The 23,644-nt window shown below is 72.6% G+C and carries 18 protein-coding genes; 10 read left to right on the top strand and 8 right to left on the bottom strand.

The genetic code is table 11. The annotated features are described in order from the left end of the window. Nucleotides 1-161: 161 nt before the first annotated feature. From ACFV20_RS29445 to ACFV20_RS29455, 3 genes are all read right to left on the bottom strand, one after another. Entirely contained in the window at nucleotides 162-2,624 is a 2,463-nt protein-coding gene (locus tag ACFV20_RS29445) for a SpoIIE family protein phosphatase (protein ID WP_385661882.1), read from the bottom strand. A 170-nt stretch (nucleotides 2,625-2,794) separates the two neighbouring features. After that, nucleotides 2,795-4,036: an SLC13 family permease gene (locus tag ACFV20_RS29450; protein WP_385661928.1), complete on the bottom strand. Its 1,242-nt coding sequence runs from the start codon at nucleotides 4,034-4,036 to the stop codon at nucleotides 2,795-2,797. A 117-nt stretch (nucleotides 4,037-4,153) separates the two neighbouring features. Next, entirely contained in the window at nucleotides 4,154-5,299 is a 1,146-nt protein-coding gene (locus ACFV20_RS29455) for a PrpF domain-containing protein (RefSeq protein ID WP_385661885.1), read from the bottom strand. A 170-nt stretch (nucleotides 5,300-5,469) separates the two neighbouring features. Here ACFV20_RS29455 and ACFV20_RS29460 point away from each other — a divergent pair, with 170 nt between their 5' ends. Further along, nucleotides 5,470-6,423: a LysR family transcriptional regulator gene (locus tag ACFV20_RS29460; protein WP_385661888.1), complete on the top strand. Its 954-nt coding sequence runs from the start codon at nucleotides 5,470-5,472 to the stop codon at nucleotides 6,421-6,423. A 76-nt stretch (nucleotides 6,424-6,499) separates the two neighbouring features. On the opposite strand, the gene ACFV20_RS29465 is transcribed toward ACFV20_RS29460, so the two are convergent. Beyond that, nucleotides 6,500-7,318, bottom strand: coding sequence for a tat (twin-arginine translocation) pathway signal sequence (locus tag ACFV20_RS29465; protein ID WP_385661891.1), 819 nt, complete (start codon nucleotides 7,316-7,318; stop codon nucleotides 6,500-6,502). A 328-nt stretch (nucleotides 7,319-7,646) separates the two neighbouring features. Here ACFV20_RS29465 and ACFV20_RS29470 point away from each other — a divergent pair, with 328 nt between their 5' ends. Then, nucleotides 7,647-8,270, top strand: coding sequence for a hypothetical protein (locus ACFV20_RS29470; RefSeq protein WP_385661893.1), 624 nt, complete (start codon nucleotides 7,647-7,649; stop codon nucleotides 8,268-8,270). Continuing rightward, nucleotides 8,267-8,644 (top strand): peptidase inhibitor family I36 protein, encoded by a 378-nt coding sequence (locus ACFV20_RS29475; protein ID WP_385661896.1) that lies wholly within the window; start codon nucleotides 8,267-8,269, stop codon nucleotides 8,642-8,644. The genes ACFV20_RS29470 and ACFV20_RS29475 overlap by 4 nt, the downstream gene beginning before the upstream one ends. 118 nt (nucleotides 8,645-8,762) lie before the next feature. On the opposite strand, the gene ACFV20_RS29480 is transcribed toward ACFV20_RS29475, so the two are convergent. Then, nucleotides 8,763-9,092, bottom strand: a complete 330-nt coding sequence (locus ACFV20_RS29480; RefSeq protein WP_385661899.1) for a helix-turn-helix transcriptional regulator — start codon at nucleotides 9,090-9,092, stop codon at nucleotides 8,763-8,765. A gap of 107 nt (nucleotides 9,093-9,199) precedes the next feature. On the opposite strand from ACFV20_RS29480, the gene ACFV20_RS29485 reads away from it, so the two are divergent. The 3 genes from ACFV20_RS29485 (at nucleotide 9,200) to ACFV20_RS29495 (ending at nucleotide 16,530) form a co-directional block, all read left to right on the top strand. Then, the gene (locus ACFV20_RS29485) at nucleotides 9,200-9,604 is read left to right on the top strand and encodes an STAS domain-containing protein (RefSeq protein WP_385661902.1); all 405 of its coding nucleotides are present in this window, start codon (nucleotides 9,200-9,202) and stop codon (nucleotides 9,602-9,604) included. Nucleotides 9,605-9,875: 271 nt separating this feature from the next. Then, nucleotides 9,876-13,871 (top strand): HAMP domain-containing protein, encoded by a 3,996-nt coding sequence (locus ACFV20_RS29490; protein ID WP_385661904.1) that lies wholly within the window; start codon nucleotides 9,876-9,878, stop codon nucleotides 13,869-13,871. A gap of 103 nt (nucleotides 13,872-13,974) precedes the next feature. Continuing rightward, nucleotides 13,975-16,530 (top strand): SpoIIE family protein phosphatase, encoded by a 2,556-nt coding sequence (locus ACFV20_RS29495; RefSeq protein WP_385661931.1) that lies wholly within the window; start codon nucleotides 13,975-13,977, stop codon nucleotides 16,528-16,530. A 46-nt stretch (nucleotides 16,531-16,576) separates the two neighbouring features. Here ACFV20_RS29495 and ACFV20_RS29500 read toward each other — a convergent pair whose 3' ends face one another. After that, nucleotides 16,577-17,152: an aldehyde dehydrogenase family protein gene (locus ACFV20_RS29500; RefSeq protein WP_385661934.1), complete on the bottom strand. Its 576-nt coding sequence runs from the start codon at nucleotides 17,150-17,152 to the stop codon at nucleotides 16,577-16,579. Between the two features lie 190 nt (nucleotides 17,153-17,342). Between ACFV20_RS29500 and ACFV20_RS29505 the strand changes: the two genes are divergently transcribed. Together ACFV20_RS29505 and ACFV20_RS29510 are read left to right on the top strand one after the other, a co-directional pair. Next, nucleotides 17,343-17,954, top strand: coding sequence for a TetR/AcrR family transcriptional regulator (locus ACFV20_RS29505; RefSeq protein ID WP_385661907.1), 612 nt, complete (start codon nucleotides 17,343-17,345; stop codon nucleotides 17,952-17,954). 78 nt (nucleotides 17,955-18,032) lie between these two features. Then, nucleotides 18,033-18,770, top strand: coding sequence for an SDR family oxidoreductase (locus ACFV20_RS29510; protein WP_385661909.1), 738 nt, complete (start codon nucleotides 18,033-18,035; stop codon nucleotides 18,768-18,770). A gap of 9 nt (nucleotides 18,771-18,779) precedes the next feature. On the opposite strand, the gene ACFV20_RS29515 is transcribed toward ACFV20_RS29510, so the two are convergent. Next, a complete protein-coding gene (locus ACFV20_RS29515) occupies nucleotides 18,780-19,694 on the bottom strand; it encodes an RNA polymerase sigma-70 factor (RefSeq protein WP_385661937.1) in 915 nt (304 codons plus the stop codon). Nucleotides 19,695-19,764: 70 nt separating this feature from the next. After that, complete coding sequence (locus ACFV20_RS29520) at nucleotides 19,765-21,441, bottom strand: NAD-dependent malic enzyme (protein ID WP_385661912.1); 1,677 nt, start codon at nucleotides 21,439-21,441, stop codon at nucleotides 19,765-19,767. A gap of 186 nt (nucleotides 21,442-21,627) precedes the next feature. Here ACFV20_RS29520 and ACFV20_RS29525 point away from each other — a divergent pair, with 186 nt between their 5' ends. Then, on the top strand, nucleotides 21,628-22,086 hold the full coding sequence (locus ACFV20_RS29525) for a DUF6069 family protein (RefSeq protein ID WP_385661915.1): 459 nt from the start codon (nucleotides 21,628-21,630) through the stop codon (nucleotides 22,084-22,086). Nucleotides 22,087-22,289: 203 nt separating this feature from the next. Continuing rightward, nucleotides 22,290-23,644, top strand: a 1,355-nt coding sequence (locus tag ACFV20_RS29530) for a hypothetical protein (protein ID WP_385661918.1), incomplete at its 3' end; no start/stop codon positions are given.

The following is a 23,644-nucleotide window of genomic DNA, read 5'->3' on the forward strand; positions in this document are numbered from 1 at the left end:
TTCCCCGACGTCACACCGGGGCCGGTGCCTGAGAGGCCGCACGGCATGCCGGCCCGCACGGTCGCCATGACGGTTCTCGGTGCAGAAGTGCGAGGGCACCACGTCACCCGTCCGGCTGACAGGACCTTACGGGAGCCGGCACGCCGATCACCCGTGACGGCTCAGTGCCGCTCGGCCCGGGGGAGGGTCTGCGCGCACCAGATCGTCTTGCCGTCGGCGGTGTGCCGGGTGCCCCACCCCTGGGTGAGCTGGGCGACGAGCAACAGGCCCCGGCCGCCCTCGTCGAAGGCGCGGGCGCGGCGCAGGTGCGGCGCGGTGTTGCTGGCGTCGGAGACCTCGCAGATCAGGGAGGTGTCGCGAATCAGCCGCAGTCTGATGGGCGGCGCGCCGTATCTGATGGCGTTGGTGACCAGCTCGCTGACGACGAGTTCGGTGACGAAGGCCGCCTCCTCCAGGCCCCAGGCGTCCACCTGGTCGACGGCGAGTTTCCTCGCGCGCGGCACCTGCGCGGTGTCCGGCTCGACGTCCCAGTCTGCGACGTGGTGCGGATCCAGCGCGTGGGTGCGCACGAGCAGCAGCGCGGCGTCGTCCGTGCGGCGTTGCGGAAGCATGGCCTCCAGCACCGTGTCGCACAGGGTCTCCAGGGAAGCGGCCGAGTGGTTCAGGACGTGACGCAGCTCGGCGGTCCGCTGGTCGACGTCCTGCTCACGGCTCCGCACGAGTCCGTCGGTGTAGAGGGCGAGCAGGCTGCCCTCCGGCAGTTCCACCTCGGTGGCCTCGAACGGCAGCCCGCCGATGCCGAGCGGCGGTCCCGGCTGGACGGGCACCGGGGCCGGGGTGCCGTCCGGGCGGACGATCAGCGGCAGGGGGTGGCCGGCGCTCGCCAGCGTCAGGTGCCGGGACACCGGGTCGTAGACGGTGTAGAGGCAGGTGGCCCCGGTCTCGGCGGCCGGCTGGGCGGCGGGGTCCGTGGGCTGGAGGTCGCCGGCGAGGTGGAGGACCAGGTCGTCCAGGTGGGTCAGCAGTTCGTCCGGTGGCAGGTCGACGTCGGCGAGGGTGCGTACCGCCGTACGCAGCCTGCCCATGCCGGCCGAGGCGTGCAGGCCGTGCCCGACGACGTCGCCGACGACCAGGGCGACCCGGGCGCCGGACAGCGGAACGACGTCGAACCAGTCACCGCCCACTTCCGCACCGGTGCCGCCCGGCAGGTAGCGGGAGGCCACCTCGATTGCCTCATGGTCCGGCAATCCCTGGGGCAGCAGGGAGCGTTGCAGGGTCAGCGCGGTGGCGCGCTCGCGTGAGTAGCGGCGGGCGTTGTCGATCGCGACGGCGGCCTTGGCGGCCAGCTCCTCGGCGAGGATCAGGTCGTCGGCGGTGAAGGCCTCCGGCCGCTCGACACGGGAGAAGACGACCAGACCGAGCAGCGCGCCACGCGCCCGCAGCGGCACGGTGATCCGGCCGGTCAGCCCGTCCGCGGCGAGGGACGCGTCGATCACCGGGTTGCCCGGCGGCCAGTGGGCCGGGTCGGCGGCGAGTCCGGGGCCGAAGGCCCACTCACCGCCCTGGCCGGGCTCGGCCGCGAGCTCGACCGTGGACCTGCCGGCGGTCACGCAGCGGGCACCGACCGAACCGGGCGCGTACGTGACCGGTGTCGTGCCCGCCTGACCCTGGCCGGCGTCCTCCTTCGTGCTGTGCCGGGCGGCGCGGCTGAGCCTGATGGTCTCGCCGGGCGCGAACGGGGATCCCGAGGGCGGTTCCTCTCCGCGCAGCACCTCGTCGAACAGGTCCACGTCGACGAGGTCGACGAATCCCGGCACCGGGGTCCTGGCCAGCTCCTGGGCGGTGCCGATCACGTCGAGTGTCCGGCCGATGCCGCCGCTGGCCTCGTTGAGGAGGAGCAGGCGTTGCCGAGCCCAGTACTCGGCGCTCATGTCGAAGCCCCAGTTGGCGACCGCGCGGACCCTGCCCTCGCCATCCCGGACGGGCCAGATGCTGGTGGCCCAGGCGTTGGCGTAGTCGCTGCCGCGCGGGCGGAAGACGGTGATGAGACGCGTGGGCTCACCCGTCCTCGCCACATGTGCGAGCGCGTCGGTGTAGGGCTTGTCGTCCCTCTCGGGGAACAGGGTGCGGTCGAACTCGGGAAGCACCTCCCGGTACTTCCTGCCGAGCACCTGCTCCTCGGAGTGCGCTATCACCCGGCCCGAGGAGGCGTTGATCCACAGGAACCGCAGCTCGGGGTCGTAGACGCCCAGAGCGAAGGGAGACTGCTCGAAGGCCCGGTCGGCGACCACCGGGCGGCGTCCCCACCGCTGGATGGTCACCACGTGTCCCAGCGCCCGCCCGTCGGGGCCGTGGAGCGGTTGGGCCGTCACCACGGCGTCCACGGGGGAGCCGTCCCGGTGGCGCAGGAGGAGGAACCCCGTCGGGTCGGGGCCGGCGCCGTAGCCCTCGGGGAAGCCGGGCGGCGGGGGATCGACCAGCAGATCGGCCACGGGGCGCCCGACGATGTCGCGCGCCGTCCAGCCCAGCAGCAGCCGGCCCCCCTCACTCCAGCCGCTCACCGTTCCGTCCGGCCCCACCACGACAGCGGCGGTGGGGGCGTCCTGCTCTCCGGCCCTCTCCACTACCACGCCTCCGTCCGGATTGCCGGGCCCGTCAGGGCTGGTCTCCAGCGGTTGCTTTCCAGCGTAGATCCGCCTCCGCCGCACGGCGCTCCAGGTCCGGCACGGGCGCCGCCCACGGCACGAGGGGACCGTGGGTCCCCTCGAGTCCGGCCGTCCCTTTCGCCACGCGGTCACGACCAGGGCAGCACCAGCGCCCCCCAGGCGACGATCGGGCCGAGGGCGACGATCCCACCGGTGTAGCCGATGACCTGGCGGTAGAAGCGGCGGGGGTCCACCCCGCGGGCGTTGCTGAGGACGAGCGCGCCGTTGGTGGAGAAGGGTGAGGTGTCGACGATCGTCGTGGAGACGGCGAGCGCGGCGATCAGCCCGGCGGCGCTGAGGTGGCTGGACAGCAGCAGCGGTACGGCGATCGGGATGATCGCGGTGAGAATCGCCGTGGAGGAGGCGAACGCGGACGTGACGGCCACGGTGAAGCACAACAGCAGGGCGACGGCGACCGGGGCGCCCAGACCCGCCGCGTGCTCGGAGATGTTCTCGATGATGCCGGCCTTCTCCAGCACAGCGATGTAGGTCATCATGCCCGCGACCAGCAGCAGGGTGGACCAGCTGACGCCGTCCACGGCCCTCTCCTGCCGCTTCATGTCCACCAGGGCCAGCAGCGCACCGGCCGCGAGGGCGAGGAAGCCGATCTCCAGATGGAAGCCGAGTGCGCCGATCACGAGAACGGCCAGGCAGGCCAGGGTCAGCCACTGTCGCCAGTCGGGCCTGCCGGACACGGCGACCTCCTGCTCCTCGGCCGTTTCCCCGGCACCCTCGGCCGGCGGGACGGGCCGCTTGGCGAGCAGCACATAGGTCAGGGCCGAGAGCACCAGGTTGATCAGGAAGCTCGCGCTGAACAGCGTCACCGCGGAGATGTGCAGTTCGGTCTTGTCGACCAGGCCCAGCACCAGCGCACCGGACACGGCGAGCGGGGAGAAGGCGCCCGCGTGTCCGCCGCTGATCACCATCATGCCGACGACCAGCGGGTTGAGCTTGTAGCGGTAGGCGAAGTTCATACCGATCGGCGCGAGGATCGCGACCGCGGCTGGCGTGAAGGTGCCGAACGCCGTCAGCAGGGCGGCGACCAGGAACAGCACCCAGGGAATGAGGGCGACCTTGCCGCGCACCAGCCGCACCCCGGCCGCGACCAGCCAGTCGATGGTGCCGTTGCGCCGGGCGACGGAGAACAGGTACGTGACGCCGACGATGGTGACGAAGAGCTCCGCCGGGAACCCCTCGAAGATCTCGTCCTCGGTGAGGCCGAGCGAGGCGGTGCCGACGGTGAAGGTGGCGACGAAGGCGAGGATGCCCAGGTTGATCGGCAGCACCGTGCCGACCACGAACATCACCAGCAGCGCGCCTATGGAGATCACTTCAGCAGACATCTTTGTCCTTGGTGCGATGGGGGAGGGGCGCGCCCCGGGGGGCGCGAGGGTATCCCGGTGCCGACGGCTGGGGGACCGCCCGGCCGGGGTGGTGTCCGCCCCGGCTCAGGCGGCGTGCGTGCGGCCCGGCCCCGGGAGGGGGACCCGGCCGGTGTCCGGGACGTAGATGCGGGCGTCGGCGAGCAGCCGCGCCGCGCGCTGCACGGTGACCCGCCGCGGCAGCCCGTCGCGCAGATCGGTGCAGCGCACCGCGACGATGCCGGCGGGTGTGCCCAGACGCAGCCATTCCTCGGTCGGGCCGCCCGTGGTCCGGCAGACCACGGAGCCCTCGACCAGCCCGGCCGCCGCGACGGCGACGGCAGAGGTCAGACCGATCGCGGGGTGCGGTGTGTTCATGCTGAGCATGCGCACCGAGATGTCGTACTCCTCGGCCGCGAGCCGCTCCCCGAGGGTGGTGGTGTACGGCACCGGCGGGCCCGCCAGGCCCACCTTGGGCACCGCGTCACCGGGTTCCTCGCCCGGTTCGAGCAGCCCCATCAGCGGCGCGGCGGCATGACGCACGGAGCGCAGCCAGGGCACGTCCGCGCCCATCCGCTCCAGCGGCTCGGCACCGGTGCGCCCTGCGCCGGGGGCGTCGACGAGGACGACGGGCGCCCCGGCGTCCACCATGCTCACCGTGACCGGCCCGGCCGCGGCGACCCGCAGGTCCTGCGCGGCCTGCCCGGTGGGGAGCAGTGAACCGGTGGTGCCGCCGGCCGGATCGCGGAAGGTGAGGCCGACCGCCACCCCGCCGGCCCGGGTGCCGGGCACGGTCTGGCGGCCGAAGTGGTGGACGACGCCCCCGGCGGTGTCCACGAGCCCTTCGAGGACCGCGCCGGTGTTGGTGTTGCGCATCACCACCGGGGTCCGGTCGTCGGTGAGGGCCACCATGCCCTTCGCGACCGCGTACAGCGCGACCCCCGTGGCGCAGTTGCCGCAGTTGCTCGTCCACTCGACCGAGCCCGTGCCGATGCCCACCTGGGCGAAGAGGTAGTCCACATCCACGCCGGGTTCGGGGGAGGCGCTCACGACCGCCGCCTTCGACGTCGTGGGGGTCGCCCCGCCCACGCCGTCCAGTTCCACGGGGTCGGTGGCGCCGTACGCGGCGACCAGCAGTTTCTCCAGTTCGCCACGGCCGGCGGGGACGTCGACCTGGTTGAACAGCCAGCACTTGCTGGTGCCGCCACGTACCAGGGTCGCGGGAATGTGCACGTCCGGTCTCTTCCTCGAGCAATGAAAGGGGTGTCGGGGCCGAGGCGGTGATGACGGGCGCATTGCGGGCCGGTGAACCGCTCGGCGAATGCGGAGACCTTCGCAGAGGCGTGACTTCGGAACAATCGCAGTTCGCTTCACATGGGTTTAGCTCAGCTAAAGTCGCAGGCATGCTGAACGTGCGCCGACTGCTGCTGCTCACCGAGGCCACCGAACGCGGGTCGCTCACCGCCGCGGCGGAAGCCCTGGGCATGACCACCTCCGCCGCCTCCCAGCAGATGTCCTTGCTGGAGCAGGAGGCCGGCCAGCCCCTGATCGAGCGGCTGCCACGCGGGATCCGTCCCACCCCGGCGGGTTCCGCGCTGGCCGGGCGAGGACAGGCGATCCGCCGCGAACTGCGGGCGGCCCAAGCCGACTTGGACTCCTTCACCGCCCTCGACCAGGGCACGTTGCGGCTCGGATCCTTCCCGACGGCCAGCGCGTCCCTGCTGCCGCTCGCACTCACCCGCTTCCGGCGCCGTCACACCGGCATCCGCATCGAGGTGCGCGCCGGGGTCCTCGCCGAGCTGCGGGAGATGCTGCACACCGGCGAGGTGGAGCAGGGACTGCTCTGGGACTACGACTGGAACCGCCTCGACGATCCGGCGCTCTCCCTCACCCACCTCCTCGACGACCCCACGGTCCTGGTCGTCCCCGCCGACTCACCCCTGCGCAGCCACCCCTCCGTGCGCCTCGGCGACCTCGCCGACCAGGAGTGGATCATCCGCGCGGACAACCACCCGGTCGCCGACGTCCTGCGCCGCAGCTGTCGCCAGGCGGGCTTCGAGCCGCGCATCGCCTACGCCTCGCACGACTACCAGGAGGCACAGGCCATGGTCGCCGCCGGGCTCGGCATCGCCCTCGCCCCCCGCCTCGCCCTCACCAGCCGCCGCAGCGACGTACGACTGCTCCCGTTCGCCTCCGACGTGCCGGCCCCCACCCGCCGCATCCTCCTGGCCCGCGCCACGGCCCGCCCGGCCACTCCACCGGCCCAGGCGATGGCCCGCGTCCTGCGCACGGTGGCCCAGCGGTTCACGGCCCCCGGCTTGCACCGGGCCCACCTCGGGGCGGTACGACGCGGCTGAGACGGAGGGGCGCGCCCGGGTCGGCCGCCCCGGAGACCTTGCGGCCGGGTGACGCACCCCGCCGACGGCCGGTGGCCTACCAGCCCCCGTCGAGCAAGGCGGCGAGGGCCTGGGACGAGTGTGCGGCGCTGGTGGTGTTCGCCACGGCCACGACGAGGGCGAGGACGGCGCAGGCGGCGGAAGCCGCGATGCCGGCCTTCGTCGCGCGTTTCGACCCGGCGTCGGACCCGGTCCTGTGCCGCTTCCACAGGGTGACGGCGGCGCCGACCAGGGCGAGTGCGGCCACGGCGGCCATGACGGCCAGGACCGCGTGATACAGGGCGAAGTCGCCGATCATCACGGTGAGAGCGGGCGAGTGCCCTTCGGCGGGATGGCCGGCGATCTGCCGCCGCATCTGCGCCAGAGTGCCGGCGAGTTCGCCGTCGGCGCGCGGGCCGCCGTCGGTCAGCATGGGGAGCAGGGACGCGAACGGGGCCACCGCGCCCTGCACGTTGGCGACCAGTGCGACCAGGGCGAAGGGCCCGAGCGACGCGACCAGGGCACCCGCCGGCACGAGCACGCGGCGACCGGGCCGTTCGTCCGCCCGCTGCCGGGCCGCCCGCCGCAGGGCGACGCCGAGGACGACGACCGCTGCGAGCAACAGGGCGGACACGGCGGCCTTGACGAGGTGGAAGCGGAACCAGAACTCGACCGTGGCGTCCAGGTGCCGGGGGAAGTCCGCACTTCCGGAGTCCCAGTAGGAGATCAGGCCACGGCGGAAGGACGCCGCGACGTTCGAGGAGTCGACGCCGTCGTGTGCCAGCGCGTGGGGCACGACGAAGAAGGCGGCCAGCAGCGCGCCGCTCGTCGCGGTCAGCACGCCGATCCGGCGAGGGTGGGACAAGTGGCTGTTCATGAGGGGGCCTTGGTGTGGGAGACGACGTCGTTCCGTGTGGACGGAGGGGCGGGAAGCCGCAGCCCACGGCTCACCAGCCAACACGAAGGCGAGCAGCAGGTCTCTGGGGACACCCTCCGAGTCCCTGCTGGGGCTGACCCCACCGCGACGGCCGTCAACTCGTCCTCCGCGACGGGTCGTTGGCGCGCCGCTCACCGCACTCCGGGCGACGCCCCCGGCCCGCCGAGGCGCCAGACCCCTCCCATGCCGTGTCCTGCGCAGGTTCTTGATCGTTCCAAGGGGCGTGGAGACGAGCGCTGTTTGGGCACGGGGTGCGGGCAGGACGGCGGTGGCCACCGTGCTCGCGATGCTGCTGGCCGGAGCCTGTGACGGGCCGACCCGACCGGTACCGACCGCACCGGCACTGCCCGCGTCGGAGCGGGCGCGCGCCGACCTGATCAGGGCCGCGCAGCAGGTGCTGGTGGACCGGTGCATGACCGCGCGGGGCGCCTCGGGTCCGTCCGCGTCTCAGGAGGACGCGCTCTTCGGGACGGCCCCGGCCGAACTGGAGGTCACCCTCGCCACCGGACACACCGTCCGCACCCACACGGACGGCTGCCTGGCGCAGGCGCACCGCTACCTCTACGGCGACCAGGCCCGCTGGTTCCGCGCCGAGGTCACCGTCAACAACCTGCGCCCCGAGGCGCAGGCCCGGCTCAAGGAGGACCCCCGTTACCGGGCAGCGCTCGCACGCCGGGCCGCCTGCCCCGAGGAAGACACCCGCTGTGCGCGGGACAGCGGGCTCGACGGCCTGAGGGCCCGGCTGGAGCCCGCCCGGCTCGCCGCCGTCCGGGCCGAGCACCGCGACGACATCGCCACCTATGAGCAGTTGCGCGACCGCGCACTGCACCGCGCGGCCCGCCTGCTGGCCGGCCGCCCCACCCCCCACCGGAAAGGTCCCACCCCGTCATGACGCACAGCAGGCTGTTCTCCGCCCTCGCGGCGGTGTTCCTCCTCTTCACCGGCGCACTCACCACCGCCGGCACGGCCGGCGCCGCGGACTGCCCGAGCGGTGAGTTCTGCGTGTGGCAGAACGCCGACTTCTCCGGCCAGCGCGCCAACTGGTCCGGCGACGACCACTGGTGGGAGAGCTGGATCGCCGACACCGACTCCTCCTGGGCCAACCACGGGATCTCCGGTCCCGGCATCAAGGACCACGTCCGGGTCTACTCCAGTGCCAGTCTGGGAGGACACATGACGATCTGTCTCACCCCCGGCCAGGAAGTCGGCCACAACGACGCGGCGAACGACCAGGGTGATTCCCACACCTGGGCCATGAGCTGCTGACCCGAGGCCCCCGCGAAGCCCCTGCCCGACGCATGTCACGCAGGGGCTTCCTGCTGCCTGCGGGCACCCGGATCCCCGAGCGGGTGTCCGGGCGGGAGCGGGGAGACCGGCGAGGCGGCTACGTGGCCACGGGCTTCCTGGCACGGGTGGTCTCGTCCTGCACGAGCAGGGAGAGCAGCGAGGCCACGGACAGTCCGGCCTCGGCGGGGTGGCGCAGCACCTTGTCCGGTTCGATCCGGTAGGTGTTCGTGCGGCCGTCCCGGGTGTGGGAGAGATAGCCGTCCTGTTCCAGATCCGAAATGATCCGCGAGACGGCGCGCTCCGTGAGACGGCAGCGGGCGGCGATGTCGCGGATGCGGACGTTCGGGTTGTCGGCAATGGCTGCCAGTACGCGCGCGTGGCTGGTGATGAACGTCCATCCGCTGTGGGACTCGGGCACTGCGACCATGCGCAGCATTTTAGGGGGCACCATTGCCCGAACGAAGATACGTGACATACTTTTCATGCAACACAGGACATGCTCCCCTCGGGGAGAGCCACAGAAGGAGCCCGAAGGTGCCCTGGGACGAGACCGGCATGCCGGCCCTCACGCGCGACAGCGGCGCCGAGGTGCTGACGGAGCGGGCCGCCGCGCACACCCCGGACGGGGTCGCGGTGCTGCAGTACGAGTGGCGCGGAGCCCGGGTCATCGTCGCCCGCGGCTCCTACGACTTGGACTCGATCACGCCATTGGCGGACGCGATGGCGACAGCCGCCCGGAAGCACCCCAAGGTGATCCTGGACGCCTCCGGCATCACCTTCGCGGACTCGACGCTGCTGAATCTGCTGATCCTCACGCACCGGACGGGCACCCTGCGGGTGGTCGCGCCGCCCCCGCAGCTCCGCCGCCTCTGCGAGATCACCGGGGTCGATGCCCTGCTTCAGGTACGGGATTCCATCGACGCCGCCGCCGTCTCCTGAGCGGGCGCGCTCCGCTTCCGTGACCTCGTCCGCCGGCCTTGCCGCCGCCGTCGCCGACGAGTCCGGAAGGCAATGACGCAGTTCGGCCGGAGATGGCGGCTCCTGCTTTGTTCAGGGTTTGAAATGTGGGTTAACCTGCGGCGTATTTCCACATCGCATACACATCTGTGACCGTGGAACACGCATGCACGGCAACCGGTGCCGCTCAGCGGCCCGGGGGTTCCGAGTCCTCGGGCTTCGAGGGCTCTTGGGGAGCGGAACGAGGGTGCACATGACCAGCGACAGCACTGGGGTCGTCGACGCGGTGCCGGGCGACCAGGAGTTGCGTCGGCTGCTGGCAGGACTGACGGCCGTCCGTGACGGGGACTTCGGTACCCGCCTGCCGGACGACGCGGACGGCCTCATGGGCGACATCGCCACGGTCTTCAACGGCATGGTCGACCAGCTGTCCGTGTTCACCTCCGAAGTCACGCGCGTGGCCCGCGAGGTCGGCACCGAGGGCACCCTCGGCGGCCAGGCGGAGGTACCCGGCGTCTCCGGCACCTGGGCCGACCTGACCGACTCGGTGAACGCGATGGCGGGCAACCTGACCACCCAGGTCCGCGACATCGCCCAGGTCGCCACGGCGGTGGCCAAGGGCGACCTGTCGCAGAAGATCGACGTGCCCGCCCGCGGCGAGATCCTCCAGCTGAAGGAGACCGTCAACACGATGGTCGACCAGCTGTCGGCGTTCGCCGACGAGGTCACGCGGGTCGCCCGCGAGGTCGGCAGTGAGGGACGTCTCGGCGGCCAGGCGCAGGTGCCCGGCGTGGCCGGAGTCTGGCGCGATCTGACCGACTCCGTGAACCACATGGCGGGCAACCTCACCAGCCAGGTCCGCTCCATCGCCCAGGTGACCACGGCGGTCGCCAAGGGCGACCTGTCGCAGAAGATCACCGTGGACGCGCGCGGTGAGATCCTGGAGCTGAAGAGCACCATCAACACGATGGTCGACCAGCTGTCGGCGTTCGCCGACGAGGTCACGCGGGTCGCCCGCGAGGTCGGCACCGAGGGGCGCCTCGGCGGCCAGGCCCAGGTCCGCGGGGTGTCGGGCACCTGGAAGGACCTCACCGACAACGTCAACGTCATGGCGTCCAACCTCACCGGCCAGGTCCGCTCCATCGCCCAGGTCGCCACCGCCGTGGCGCGCGGCGACCTGTCGCAGCGGATCACCGTCGAGGCCGCCGGCGAGGTCGCGGCGCTGGCCGAGGTCATCAACACGATGGTCGACACGCTCTCGGCCTTCGCCGACGAGGTCACCCGTGTCGCCCGCGAGGTCGGCACCGAGGGACGCCTCGGCGGCCAGGCGCACGTGCCGAACGTCGCCGGCACCTGGAAGGACCTCACCGACAACGTCAACTCGATGGCCAACAACCTCACGGGCCAGGTGCGCAACATCGCGCTCGTGACGACCGCGGTGGCCAGGGGCGACCTGTCGAAGAAGATCGACGTGGACGCCCGCGGCGAGATCCTCGAACTCAAGACGACGATTAACACGATGGTCGACCAGCTGTCCGCGTTCGCCGACGAGGTCACGCGGGTCGCCCGCGAGGTCGGCACCGAGGGGCGCCTCGGCGGCCAGGCCGAGGTCGAGGGCGTCTCCGGCACCTGGAAGCGCCTCACGGAGAACGTCAACGAGCTGGCGGGCAACCTGACCCGCCAGGTGCGGGCCATCGCCGAGGTCACCAGCGCCGTCGCCGAGGGCGACCTGACCCGGTCGATCAACGTGGAGGCGTCCGGCGAGGTCGCCGAGCTCAAGGACAACATCAACTCGATGGTGGAGTCCCTGCGCGAGACCACCCGGGCCAACCAGGAGCAGGACTGGCTCAAGACCAACCTCGCCCGCATCTCCAGCCTGATGCAGGGCCACCGCGACCTGCCCGTCGTCGCCGAGCTGATCATGGACGAACTGGTCCCGCTGGTGTCGGCCCAGTACGGGGCCTTCTACCTCGCCGAGGACGGCGACGACGGGCCCGAACTGCGGCTCGTCGGCTCCTACGGCTACCCGGAGGAGAGCAACCGGCCCTCCCGCATCGCCTTCGGCCGCACCCTGGTCGGCCAGGCCGCCCGCAGCCGGCGCACCATCATGGTGGAGGAGCTGCCGGACGGCTACGTGACCATCTCCTCCGGACTCGGCCAGGTGGTGCCGTCCGCGCTGGTGCTGCTGCCCATCGTGGTGGAGGGCCAGGTCCTCGGCGTCATCGAACTGGCGTCGGTCACCCCCTTCACCCAGATCCACCGGGACTTCCTGGCGCAGCTGATGGAGACCATCGGCGTCAACGTCAACACCATCGTGGCCAACGCCCGCACCGACGAGCTGCTCGTCGAGTCGCAGCGCCTCACCGTCGAACTCCAGGCCCGGTCCACCGAGTTGCAGGTCCAGCAGGAGGAACTGCAGCGCTCCAACGCCGAACTGGAGGAGAAGGCCTCGCTGCTGGTCGCGCAGAACCGGGACATCGAGGCGAAGAACCTGCAGATCGAGCAGGCCCGCCAGGAGCTCGAGACCCGCGCCCAGCAGCTGTCGCTGGCCTCGAAGTACAAGTCGGAGTTCCTGGCCAACATGAGCCACGAACTGCGCACCCCGCTCAACAGCCTGCTGATCCTCGCCCAGCTGCTCGCACAGAACCCGTCCCGCAACCTCACGCCCAAGCAGGTCGAGTACGCCCAGATCATCCACTCCGCCGGATCGGACCTGCTCCAGCTGATCAACGACATCCTCGACCTGTCGAAGGTCGAGGCCGGCAAGATGGACGTCACGCCCGAGCGGGTGACGCTGCGTCAGCTCATCGAGTACGTGGAGGCCACCTTCCGGCCGATGACGACGCAGAAGAGCCTGGAGTTCACGGTGACCACCGCGCCGGGCGCCCCCGCGGACGTGCTCACGGACGACTCCCGGCTCCGTCAGGTCCTGCGCAACCTCCTGTCGAACGCCGTGAAGTTCACCGAGCAGGGCGGCGTGGAACTGAGCATCGAGCCCGCGGACGACGACGAGGTGCCCGAAGGCGTCGTCCGGGGCGCCTCCGTGGTCGCCTTCCGTGTCAAGGACACCGGCATCGGCATCCCGGAGCAGCACCTGGAGACGATCTTCGGTGCGTTCCAGCAGGCGGACGGCACGACCAGCCGGAAGTACGGCGGCACCGGTCTCGGCCTGTCCATCACCCGGGAGATCGCCCAACTGCTCGGCGGCGCCGTCTCCGTGCACAGCACGCCCGGCCTGGGCAGCACCTTCACGCTGTTCCTGCCCGTGGCACGCCCCGACTTCGAGGAACTGCTCCACACCGGCCGGCCCCTGGAGCGCGTCTCGTCGGAGCCCGCACCGGAGGGAGTGACCGGTTCCGTTCCGGTGCCCCAGATCGGGCCGGGCCCCCGGCCCCGCCGCCTGCTCGTCGTGGAGGAGCGGTCCCGCGGTCTGCTGACCCTCGTCGCGGAGAGCGTGGTCGCCGACCTGACGCACGGCAGGACGGACGGTGCCCAGGGGCCCGCCGTCGACATCATCACCGCCGTCGGCGCGCAGGAGGCGGCCGGTGCCCTCGCGTCCGAGCCGTGCCACTGCGTCGTCCTGGAGCTGGGCATGCGCGACGACGAGGCGTCCCGCTTCCTCCAGGCCCTGGAGGGCGACTCGGCCCTGACCAGCGTGCCGGTGCTGGTGCACAGCAGCCACCCCACGGACGCCCCCCTGGACGAGACGCTGCGCTCCCGCTCGGAGGGCGGCGCACTGGAGCTGCTGTCCAGCCTCGACGAACTGCGGGAGCGCATCGCGCTGCACCTGTCCGCGGAGGAACCCGGGGACGTGCTCTCCCTCGTCCGCGCCGAGGGGCCGCAGCAGCTGTCGCCGCCCGCCGTCCACGACGCCTCGGCCGGCCGTACCGTCCTCGTCGTCGACGACGACGCGCGCAACCTCTTCGCGCTGAGCGGGATCCTGGAGCTGCACGGCTTCCGCGTCCTGCACGCCGAGAACGGACGCAGAGGCATCGAGACGCTCGTGAACAACCCGGACGTCGCCCTCGTCCTGATGGACGTGATGATGCCGGAGATGGACGGTTACACCGCGACGGCCGAGATCCGCAGCATGCCGCAGTACTCTGAGCTGCCCATCATCGCCGTCACGGCGAAGGCGATGCCGGGTGACCGGGACAAGAGTCTCGCCTCGGGTGCCAGCGACTACGTCACCAAGCCCGTCGACACGCGCGACCTCATGGCCTGCGTCCGCCGCTGGCTGCCGGCATGAGCACACCGGCGTCCGACCCGCACACCATCGGGCCGGACGCCTCGCAGCGCCCGTCGACCCGCGCCCCAGGGCACTCCAGCCGAGGAGCATCCACACCGTGAGCATGTCCGAGCAGTCGAGCGAGCCGGGTGACGGCGAGCCGAAGCGCGGCTCGGCCGCCGGTTTCGAGCCCTCCTGGCCGCCGGTGGGCCTCGACGCGCCGGCCCGTGTCCCCGACGGGGAGCCCGAGTCGTCCGAAGAGGAGGCGGCGACCTCCGGAGGGGCGGTCGTCTCCGACGGGTCGCCCGAGCCGCGCGACGAAGCACCCGCCGGCCCGGAGGACCCGCCGGCCGCGTCCCCCGTGGGCCGTCTCGCCGCCACCGTGGAACGGCTCAGCCGGGAGGTGCGGGCCGCCCAGGCCGAGGCCGAGGGGCGGGCCCTGATCGAACTCGCCAAGGGGGTCCTGGTCGAGCGGCTCAAATGCGGACCGGCCCAGGCCGCCCGGCAGCTCGCCCAGCTGGCGGAGCAGGCCCAGGTCACCCCCCTCGAACTCGCCGTCGACGTCATCAACCAGGCCGCCCGGGACCGGATGTCCGAGGTGACGGACGCCTTCCTCGCCGCGACCCGGGCCGCCGACGAGGCGGAGACCGAATCGGCCGCCGTACGCCTGCGCGCCGCCGAGAGCGGCGTCCTGGCGGCGGACGACGCCCAGGCCGTGGCCGACGCCCTGCTGGAGCAGGCGTTGCGTCCCCTCGGCGCGGTGGCCGTGGCCATATGGGCCGTGGGTGCCGACGGTTCACTCACCCTCGCGGGAAGCGCCGGATTCTCACCGGCCGAGGCGGAGCGGTGGCGCTACGTCCCGCCGGACGTGGTGACCGTGGCGCGCCGGGGCCTCATCGAGCGCGAGGGGCAGTGGATCACCACCCTCGGTGTGACCGGACTGCCCACCATCGGCCTGCACCAGCATCCGGACGGCGGCCGGGCCGCCCTGCCCGCCGGCACCGTCGGCCGGATCCACGGTGTGCTGGAGATCGCCTGGCCGGCCCCGCTGGAGCCGCAGCCCCCGCAGATCGTCCGGCAGGTGGAGGCGCTGGCCGAACTGTGCGCCCACACCCTGGAGATGTACACGCCCCCGCACGGAGCGGCCCAGGAGCCGCGGGTGCTGCCGGACGCCGCCGAGCTGATGGACCTGGCCGACGGGCTGTACGACCCGGCCCTCGTCCTGGTGCCGCATCTGGACGCCGACGGGCACCTGGTGGACTTCCGCATCCAGCACGTGAACAACCGCTTCCTCGACCCGGCGGGCCGGCCCCGGGCCGTCGTGAACGGGGCGCTGCTGCTGGAGGCCTACCCGATGGCCGCCGGGGACAGCGAGCTGTTCCAGCGCGTCGAGCGGGTCTACGCCACCGGTGAGCCCTTCCGGGCCCGCCGGATGAACCTCACCGCCCTCGTCGACCAGGTCCCGCTGTCGACCGTCGCGGACATCAGCATCAGCCGCCACGGCATGTCCGTCCTCCTCATCTGGCGCATCGAGGACGAGACGGCCCGGCTGGCCAGCCTGCTCCAGCACGCCCAGCGGCTGGGCCGCATCGGCGGGTTCGAGGAGAACGTGCTCACCGGTGAGATCACCTGGAACGGGCAGCTCTTCGACCTCTACGGACGCCCCCAGACGAGCACCCCGGTGCCGCTGGAGGAGCTGCCGGCCCACGCCCACCCGGACGACGGCGTCTCCATCCGCCGTTTCCTGCGCACCCTGCTGCACCACCAGCGGCCCGCGGCGGCCGCCTTCCGGCTGCAGCGGCCGGACGGGGTGACCCGCCACATCCGCATCGTCGCCGAACCGGTGCTCGACACCGACGACCGGCTGCTCCTGGTCCGCGGTGCCTGCCAGGACATCTCCGCCCAGCACTGGACCGAGGTGGCGCTCGCCGCGACCCGCGACCAGCTGGCGCACACCGAGCAGCAGGCCACCGAACGCAACCGGCTCACCCTGCAGTTGCAGCACGCCATCATGCCGCCCACCCAGGCGCCGTTGCAGGTGTCCGGTCTCCAGGTGGCCGTGCGCTACCGGCCCGCGGAGACCGAGCAGTTGGTGGGCGGCGACTGGTACGACGCCGTCGTCCTGCCGTCCCGGAAGGTGCTTCTCTGCGTCGGGGACGTGGCCGGGCACGGCATCGAGGCCGCCACCAGCATGGTCGTCCTGCGCAACGCGCTGCGCGGCCTGGCCGTGACCGGCGCCGGGCCGGGCCAGCTGCTGTCCTGGCTGAACATCGTGGCGCACCACCTGACCGGAGCGGTCACCGCGACCGCGGTGTGCGGACTGTACGACCCGGTCACGCGGACGCTGCGCTGGGCCCGGGCCGGGCACCTCCCGCCCGTCCTCGTCCGGGACACCGAAGCGGCCCCCCTGCCCCTGGTCAAGGGACTGCTGCTGGGGGCCGTCCCCGAGGCCGTGTACGAGGAGACCGAGCTCCAACTACAGCCCGAGGACACGCTGTTGATGTACACGGACGGCCTGGTCGAGCGCCGGGACCGGCCCGTGGAGGAGTCCCTGACCCACCTCCTGACCACCGCCCGAACGGCACCCAGCACGCTCGACCAGCAGCTGGACCGCCTCCTGACCTACAGCAGGTCGGACACGGACGACGACACGTGCATCGTCGGTATCCGGGTCGGGTGAGGAGCGCCGGCCGGCTCGGACCTCCGCGCGGGTCCGCAGCCGGCCGTCACAGCATGACGTGCTTGACCTGTGTGTAGTCGAGCAGGCCGGTGAGGGAGAGGTCGCTGCCGTATCCGGAGTGGCCGACGCCGCCGTGCGGTATCTCCGACACCGTCGTGCCATGGGTGTTCACCCAGACGATCCCGGTCCGCAGCGCCCGGGTCGCCCGCATGGCCCGGTCGTGGTCGCGCGTCCACACGCTCGCGGCCAGCCCCTGGGGGACCGTGTTGGCCAGGCGCAGGGCCCCGGCCTCGTCGGTGAAGGGCTGGACGGTGACGACGGGGCCGAACACCTCGCTCTGCACGATCTCGTCCTCCTGCCGCACCCCGGCGACGACGGTGGCCTGGTGGAAGTAGCCCGGACGGGGCAGGGCCGCCCCTCCGGTCACGATCTCGGCGTGGCCCGGCAGACGTTCCAGCAGGCCGCTCACGGCGGCGAGCTGACCGGCGTTGGCGAGCGGACCGAAGTCGGTCTCCTCCTCGTCCGGGGCGCCGGGCCGCTGCCGGGCGGCCCGTTCGGCGAACCGGCCAGGAAGTCGTCGTGGATCCGCCGGTCCACGAGCATCCGTGCCGGGGCCGTGCAGTCCTGCCCCGCGTTGTCTCGCCGCCCCCGCTGCTGTCCCGGATGGTGGAGGCCGGGCTGCTCGGACGGAAGTCCGGCCGGGGCTTCCACGCCTACGACGAGGAACCCCGAAGCGGGGCACCAGCACCGGTGGGCCGGCCGTGAGGGAAGATGGTCCTCGCGTACGACCGTCGACCGAGGGGAGCCGCAGGGTGAGCACCAAGGTGCGCACGGCAGACACGCGCGAGCGCATCCTGACCGCGGCGTGCGAGGTCATCGCCGACATCGGCTTCGAGAAGATCCGCATGCGGATGGTCGCCGAGCGGGCCGGAGTGTCGACGGCGCTGCTGCACTACCACTTCGACACCCGCGAGAAACTGTTCACCGAGGCGATGACCCACTCCTTCGCCAACACCGCCGTCGACGTCGAACGTGAAGCGCAGACCGCCCCGGCGGCGGTCATCCTGGCCCGCATCGTGCGCAACCTGCTGCCGACCGACCCCGAACTCCACCAGGACTGGCGGCTCTGGCAGGAACTGTGGGTGCGGGCCCTGCGCGACGAGACCACCCGCGTCTTCGCGGTCGATCTCTACGCACAACTGCACGCCTGGGTGGCGGACGCGGTACGGCGCGGCATCGACTCCGGCGAGTTCACGCCGACCGACGTCGACGACCTCAGCACGCTCGTGCTGTCCCTGTGCGACGGCTACGGCATCCGCCTGATGCTGCGCGACCCGGCGGTCACCCTCGCCACGGCCCTCTCCGCCATCTGGCGCCATGTGTCGACCGCGCTCGGCCTGCCCGCGGCGGTGCCGGCGGACTGAGTTCCGGCCCGGCTGTCACAGATCCACGCCCCGCCCTGTCTCTCTGGTGAGTCAGCACCTCAGCGAACGGAGACAGTGATGAAGATCGTGGTCGTCGGCGGTACGGGCCTCATCGGCTCCCAGGTGTCCGCCCTCCTGCGCGAGGGTGGTCACGAGGCCGTGCCGGCCTCCCCCTCCACGGGCGTCGACACCCTCACCGGCGAAGGACTGGCAGCCGCACTCAAAGGCGCGGACGTGGTCGTGGACGTGTCGAACTCGCCCTCCTTCGACACCGAACCGGCCCTGGACTTCTTCACCCGCTCGGCGCGGAACCTGTTCGCCGCCGAGAAGGAGGCGGGCGTCCGCCACCACGTGACGCTCTCGATCGTCGGCGTCGACCAGGTCCCCGGCTACGGGTACTACGAGGCCAAGGTCGCCCAGGAGAACGCCGTGCGCGGCAGCGGTGTGCCCTTCAGCATCGTGCGCGCCACCCAGTTCTTCGAGTTCGTCGCGCCCGTGATGGACATGTCCACCGAGGGCGGCGAGGTGCGGCTGCCGTCGATCCGCCTGCGCCCCATCGCCTCCGCCGATGTCGCCGCGGCCGTCGCCGAAGCGGCACAGGGCGAACCCTCGGGCGGCATCCGCGACATCGCCGGCCCCGAGGTGCACCGCCTCGACCTGCTCGGTGAGATCACCCTCGCGGTGAAGCCGGACGGCCGCACCGTCGTCACCGACGAGAGCGCCGGTCTGTTCGCGGGCATGCCCGACGTGCTCACCGGCGACGACAGCACCCACCTCGCGAGCACCCGCTACGAGGAGTGGCTGACGCGGCACTGACCCGGCGGGCTACGAGCGGCCGGCCACCCAGCGGGCCGACCGCTCGTACGCCCGGAGCTTCTCGGGTGCCAGCACCCAGTACAGCCCGTCGATGCCGTCGGGGCCCACGGTCGCGCTCACCAGGGCGACCGCCACCCCGTCCCGCATCAGCAGCAGGCTCGGCTGCCCGTTGGCCTCGACCACGCCGTACTCGGCGCCGGGGAAGAACCGGTGCGCGAAGGCGGTGACCCTGGCCACGCGCACGGGCCCGACGAGTTCCACGCGGGCCACGCCCCGCATGCCGTTGCCGTCGGCGTAGGCGACGACGTCGGCGGACAGCACGCTCTCCAGGGCGGCGACGTCGCCCTCGCGCGCGGCGGCGACGAACGCGTCGAGCAGCCGCCGGTGCTGAGCCGTGTCGACCGGTTCCCGGCGCTCGGCGGACAGCCGCCTGCGCGCCCGGCTGACGATCTGCCGCGTGTTGGCCCGGCTCAGCTCCAGCATGTCCGCGATCTCGTCGTACCCGTAGTCGAACGCCTCGCGCAGCACGTACGCCGCCCGCTCCACCGGGTTCAGCCGCTCAAGGACCAGCAGCACCGCCAGCTCCAGCGCCTCGCCGCGCTCCGCGCCGACCTGCGGATCGACGCCGGTGTCCACCGGCTCCGGGAGCCACGGGCCCACGTAGGCCTCGCGGCGGACCCGCGCCGACCGGGACACGTTGATCGCCAGCCGTGTGGTGATCTTCGCCAGGAACGCGCCCTGGTCCCGCACCGTGCCGCGGTCGGTGTCCTGCCAGCGCAGCCATACGTCCTGCACCACGTCCTCGGCGTCGGTGACACTGCCCAGGACCCGGTAGGCGATGCCGAACAGCCGCGGACGCAGCCGCTGGAACACATCCGCCGCCGCGTCCAGCGCGCCGTCGGACAGGGGTCGCCGCTGCTCCATGCCGCCGATGCCTCCGAAGTCGACCGTCGTGTGGTCCGACCGTACGTCCCGCAGGACCGGCACACGGCTCCTAGTCCTCGTACCGGGGCGTCCACTGCGCCCGGGCGACGGCCTCGCGCAGTTCCTCCTCCGTCGCCCGCGGGGCCACCCCGTCCCCGACGGCGGCGAGGGCCGCGGCCAGCGCGATCTCACGGGCGGACTCCCGCATGCCGGTTAGCGGCGGCAGCAGCGGCACGGGGAGGTCCTCGCCGCCGGCCGCCCGCACCGCGCAGCGGGCGACGGCCCGGGCGGCCGCCACGAGCATGCGGTCCGTGACCCGGGTGGCCCCGCTCGCGGTCACCGCCAGGCCCATCGCCGGGAAGACGTAGACGTTGTTGGACTGCGCCACGGGCACCTCGCGCCCGTCGACCTTCAGCGGCGGGAAGGGCGAGCCGGTGGCGATCAGCGCCCGCCCGTCGGTCCACCGGGTGAGGTCGGCGGGGTCGGCCTCGGAGTGCGAGGTGGGGTTGGACAGCGGGAAGACGACGGGCCGTTCGCAGGTCGAGGCCATCTGCCGCACGATCTCCTCGGTGAACGCGCCGTGCGCCGTCGACAGCCCGATGAGCGCCGTCGGCTCGACGCGGCGCACCACCTCCGCGAGGCCGCTGCCGTCCCAGCCGGCCACCTCACCGTCGTCGCGTGCGAACACCCGCTGCTGCGGGGTCAGTTCGGAACGGGAGGACACCAGCAGCCCGTCGATGTCGACGATCCAGAACCGTGCCGTCGCCTCGTCCTGCGACAGGCCCTCGTCGACCATGGCCGTACGGATCATGTCGGCGACGCCGATGGCGGCCGACCCCGCGCCGAGGATCACCACGCGCTGCTCGGTGAGCGGGGTGCCGGCCACGTCCGCCGCCGTGGACAGGGCACCGAGCGTGACGGCCGCGGTGCCCTGGATGTCGTCGTTGAACGTCAGCAGCCGGTCCCGGTAGCGGGCGAGGATCGGGTGCGCGTGGGCGGTGGCGAAGTCCTCCCACTGCAGCAGCGTCCCCGGCAGCTCCGCCTCCACCGCCGAGACGAACGCCTCGATCATCTCGTCGTACTCGGCGCCCGTCAGCCGCCGGGCGCGCCGGCCCAGGTAGCGGGGGTTGTCGAGCAGGGTCTCGTTGTCGGTGCCCACGTCCAGCAGGACCGGCAGGGTGCGGGCGGGGTGGATGCCGCCGATCGCCGTGTACAGGCTGAGCTTGCCGATGGGGATGCCCATGCCGCCGACGCCCTGGTCGCCGAGGCCCAGGATGCGCTGGCCGTCGGTGACGACGATGACGTCCACGTCGTGGTCGCGGTGCGGGCGGTTGCGCAGGATGTCGCGGAAGCGGTGCCGGTCCTCCCAGGTCAGGAACAGACCGCGCGGCCGCCGGTAGATCTCGCTGAACTTCTGGCAGGCCTCGCCCACCGTCGGCGTGTAGACGACGGGCAGCAGTTCCTCCAGGTAGTCGGTGACCAGACGGTAGAAGAGCACCTCGTTGGTGTCCTGGAGCTGCCGCAGGTAGATGTGCCGGTTGAGGGGCTTGTCGTAGCCGTGGAACGCCTCGTAGGCGCGGGCGGCCTGCTCCTCCAGGGTCTCCACGGCGGGCGGCAGCAACCCGTCGATGCCGAGCTCCTCGCGCTCGCTGCGGGTGAAGGCGGTGCCCCTGTTGACCAGCGGGTCGGCCAGGGTCGTGACGGCGGGGCTGGTGGTGGGGCGGGGGTGCTGTGTCGGCTGGTCCATGAGGTGACGCCTTCCCGTGACGCGCCGGTTTCGTGCGGGTGATGTGTGCCATCGGGTGACGGGTGCCGTCCGGACGAACCACCGGCCCCGGGAAAACGTCCCCGGGCACCGATGAGTTCCGCGCCGCCCTCCGGTCCACCTCTCCGTACCCCCACCGCGTCCCAACCCCCGTCAGGAGACAGCGACATGAGCGTGACGACATCTCAGACCCAGGCAGCGCGGACCGAGTCCGGTCTGCTCTCCACCCGGCCCGTGTGGCTGGTCGGCGTTCTGGCCGCCCTCGCCGGCGCCTTGGTGACGGAGGCGTTCGCGCTCGTCGCGCGGGCCGCCGACGTCCCGATGGAAGCGGCCGGTCCCGGGGCCGCGCGGGCCGCGGAGATCCCGGTCGGCGGCTTCTTCGGCGGGGTGCTGTTCTGGTCGGTCGCCGGCATCGTCCTCGCGGTCGCCCTGGCCCGCTGGGCCGAACGGCCCGCCCGCACCTTCACCGTGACCACCGTCGTCCTCACCGCGCTGTCCCTCGCCGGCCCGGCCGTCGCCCCGCACACCGCCACGTCCACCCGGATCGTCCTCGCCGCGTCCCATGTGGTGGCCGCCGCGGTCGTCGTCCCGCTGCTGGCGCGCAGGCTGTCCCGCGTGCGGCGCTGACCGCGCACCTGAGGCACGGGCCCGTCGCGCGCATCGGCGCCGACGGGCCCGTCGCCGTGCTGTGCTCCCGTCCCGCGCGGCCGGGTGACGGCTGACGACCACCCCGAACGGCCCAATACCGCTGCGCCGGAGGAGGCGACCGTGGATGACCGGTGTGACCGTGGTGGAAGGAATGCGCGTGCACACAGGGACGAGGAGGCGCGATGGCGGAGGCACTGGTCGAGGGCGGCACGGACGGCGCTGCCACGACGGACGGCGCAGACCCCTGCCCGGGCGTCTTCGAGCAGCTCAGCGCCGTCGCCGACGCCGTCCTCTACGAGGGCTACCTCCTGTACCCCTACCGCCGCTCCTCCACGAAGAACCGTGTCCGCTGGCAGTTCGGCGTGCTGTTCCCCCGGGACTGGGTGGAGGCGGACGGCCCCGTCACCCCCGGCGTCTCCGGTTCCGCCGACTCCTGGTACCAGCAGACCGAGTGCCTGCTGCGCATCCGGCAGCCGGACAGCGCCCGGGTCCGGGTGCGGGTCCGCTACCTCCAGATGCAGCGCAAGCAGATCGAAGAGGCAGGCCGGCCCGTCGAGTCGCTGCGCACCGGCGACGGCGCGGTGCACCTGACCTTCGACGAGGCCCTGCCGCGCGAGTGCGAGGTCGAGGCCCCGCTCGACGAACTCCTCCGGGGCGGACGCACCGTCGCGGTGAGCGCCCCGGCGGGGGAGGACGTCGAGCCGCTGCCCGACGATGCCGGGCGGGTGGTGCGTGGCCGCGAGGAGATCCGGGCCGAGACCACCGTCAGCGCCGAGCGGCTCTCCGGTGACCTGTGCCGGATCCGCGTACGGACCACGAACACCGCGCCCGCACCGCCGCCGCGCACGCCCCGGGACGAGGCCCTGCGCCGGGCCCTCATCGCCACGCACACCCTCGTCGGCGGCGCCGGGATGGAGTTCGTCTCGCTCATCGACCCGCCGGCGGACCTGGCCGCACCCGCGCGTGCGTGCCGCAACGAGTTCACCTTCCCGGTGCTCGGCGGTGGGAGCGGGGACACCGCGCCCGTCCTGCTGTCCGCGCCGATCATTCTGCCCGACCACCCCCAGGTCGCCCCCGAGAGCCCCGGCGACCTGCACGACGCCGCGGAGATCGACGAGATCCTCACGCTGCGCACGATGCTGCTGACCGACGAGGAGAAGCGCGAGGCGCGAGCCACCGACCCGCGGGCGGCGGCGATCCTCGACCGGGTCGACACCATGCCGCAGGAGGTCTTCGAACGCCTGCACGGCGCCGTCCGCTCCCTGACCCCGGCCGCGCCCACGCCGTCCGCCCCCCGGCTGTCCGACGCTGCCGGCGCTGCCCACGCTCCGGCCCCGGCCGCCCCCACCGCACCGGCCGACCGTCCCACCACCCTGGTCACCCCCACCGCGTCCGCCGACGGCCCCCTCACCTTCGAGACCCCCGCCGCGTCCGCCGACGGTCCCCTCACCTTCGAGACCCCCGCCGCGTCCGCCGACGGTCCCCTCACCTTCGAGACCCCCGCCGCGTCCGCCGACGGTCCCCTCACCTTCGAGAC

Origin of the sequence: Streptomyces sp. NPDC059696, assembly GCF_042733745.1 — a bacterium.
In the GTDB taxonomy this organism is placed as follows: domain Bacteria; phylum Actinomycetota; class Actinomycetes; order Streptomycetales; family Streptomycetaceae; genus Streptomyces.

What these genes read in the sequence shown, in the direction of transcription:
- ACFV20_RS29460 (WP_385661888.1), top strand. Translation starts at nt 5,470, where the DNA reads ATGCTGAACGTGCGCCGACTGCTGCTGCTCACCGAGGCCACCGAACGC.
- ACFV20_RS29465 (WP_385661891.1), bottom strand. Translation starts at nt 7,318, where the DNA reads ATGAACAGCCACTTGTCCCACCCTCGCCGGATCGGCGTGCTGACCGCG.
- ACFV20_RS29475 (WP_385661896.1), top strand. Translation starts at nt 8,267, where the DNA reads ATGACGCACAGCAGGCTGTTCTCCGCCCTCGCGGCGGTGTTCCTCCTC.
- ACFV20_RS29480 (WP_385661899.1), bottom strand. Translation starts at nt 9,092, where the DNA reads ATGGTCGCAGTGCCCGAGTCCCACAGCGGATGGACGTTCATCACCAGC.
- ACFV20_RS29490 (WP_385661904.1), top strand. Translation starts at nt 9,876, where the DNA reads ATGACCAGCGACAGCACTGGGGTCGTCGACGCGGTGCCGGGCGACCAG.
- ACFV20_RS29495 (WP_385661931.1), top strand. Translation starts at nt 13,975, where the DNA reads ATGTCCGAGCAGTCGAGCGAGCCGGGTGACGGCGAGCCGAAGCGCGGC.
- ACFV20_RS29510 (WP_385661909.1), top strand. Translation starts at nt 18,033, where the DNA reads ATGAAGATCGTGGTCGTCGGCGGTACGGGCCTCATCGGCTCCCAGGTG.
- ACFV20_RS29515 (WP_385661937.1), bottom strand. Translation starts at nt 19,694, where the DNA reads ATGGAGCAGCGGCGACCCCTGTCCGACGGCGCGCTGGACGCGGCGGCG.
- ACFV20_RS29520 (WP_385661912.1), bottom strand. Translation starts at nt 21,441, where the DNA reads ATGGACCAGCCGACACAGCACCCCCGCCCCACCACCAGCCCCGCCGTC.
- ACFV20_RS29525 (WP_385661915.1), top strand. Translation starts at nt 21,628, where the DNA reads ATGAGCGTGACGACATCTCAGACCCAGGCAGCGCGGACCGAGTCCGGT.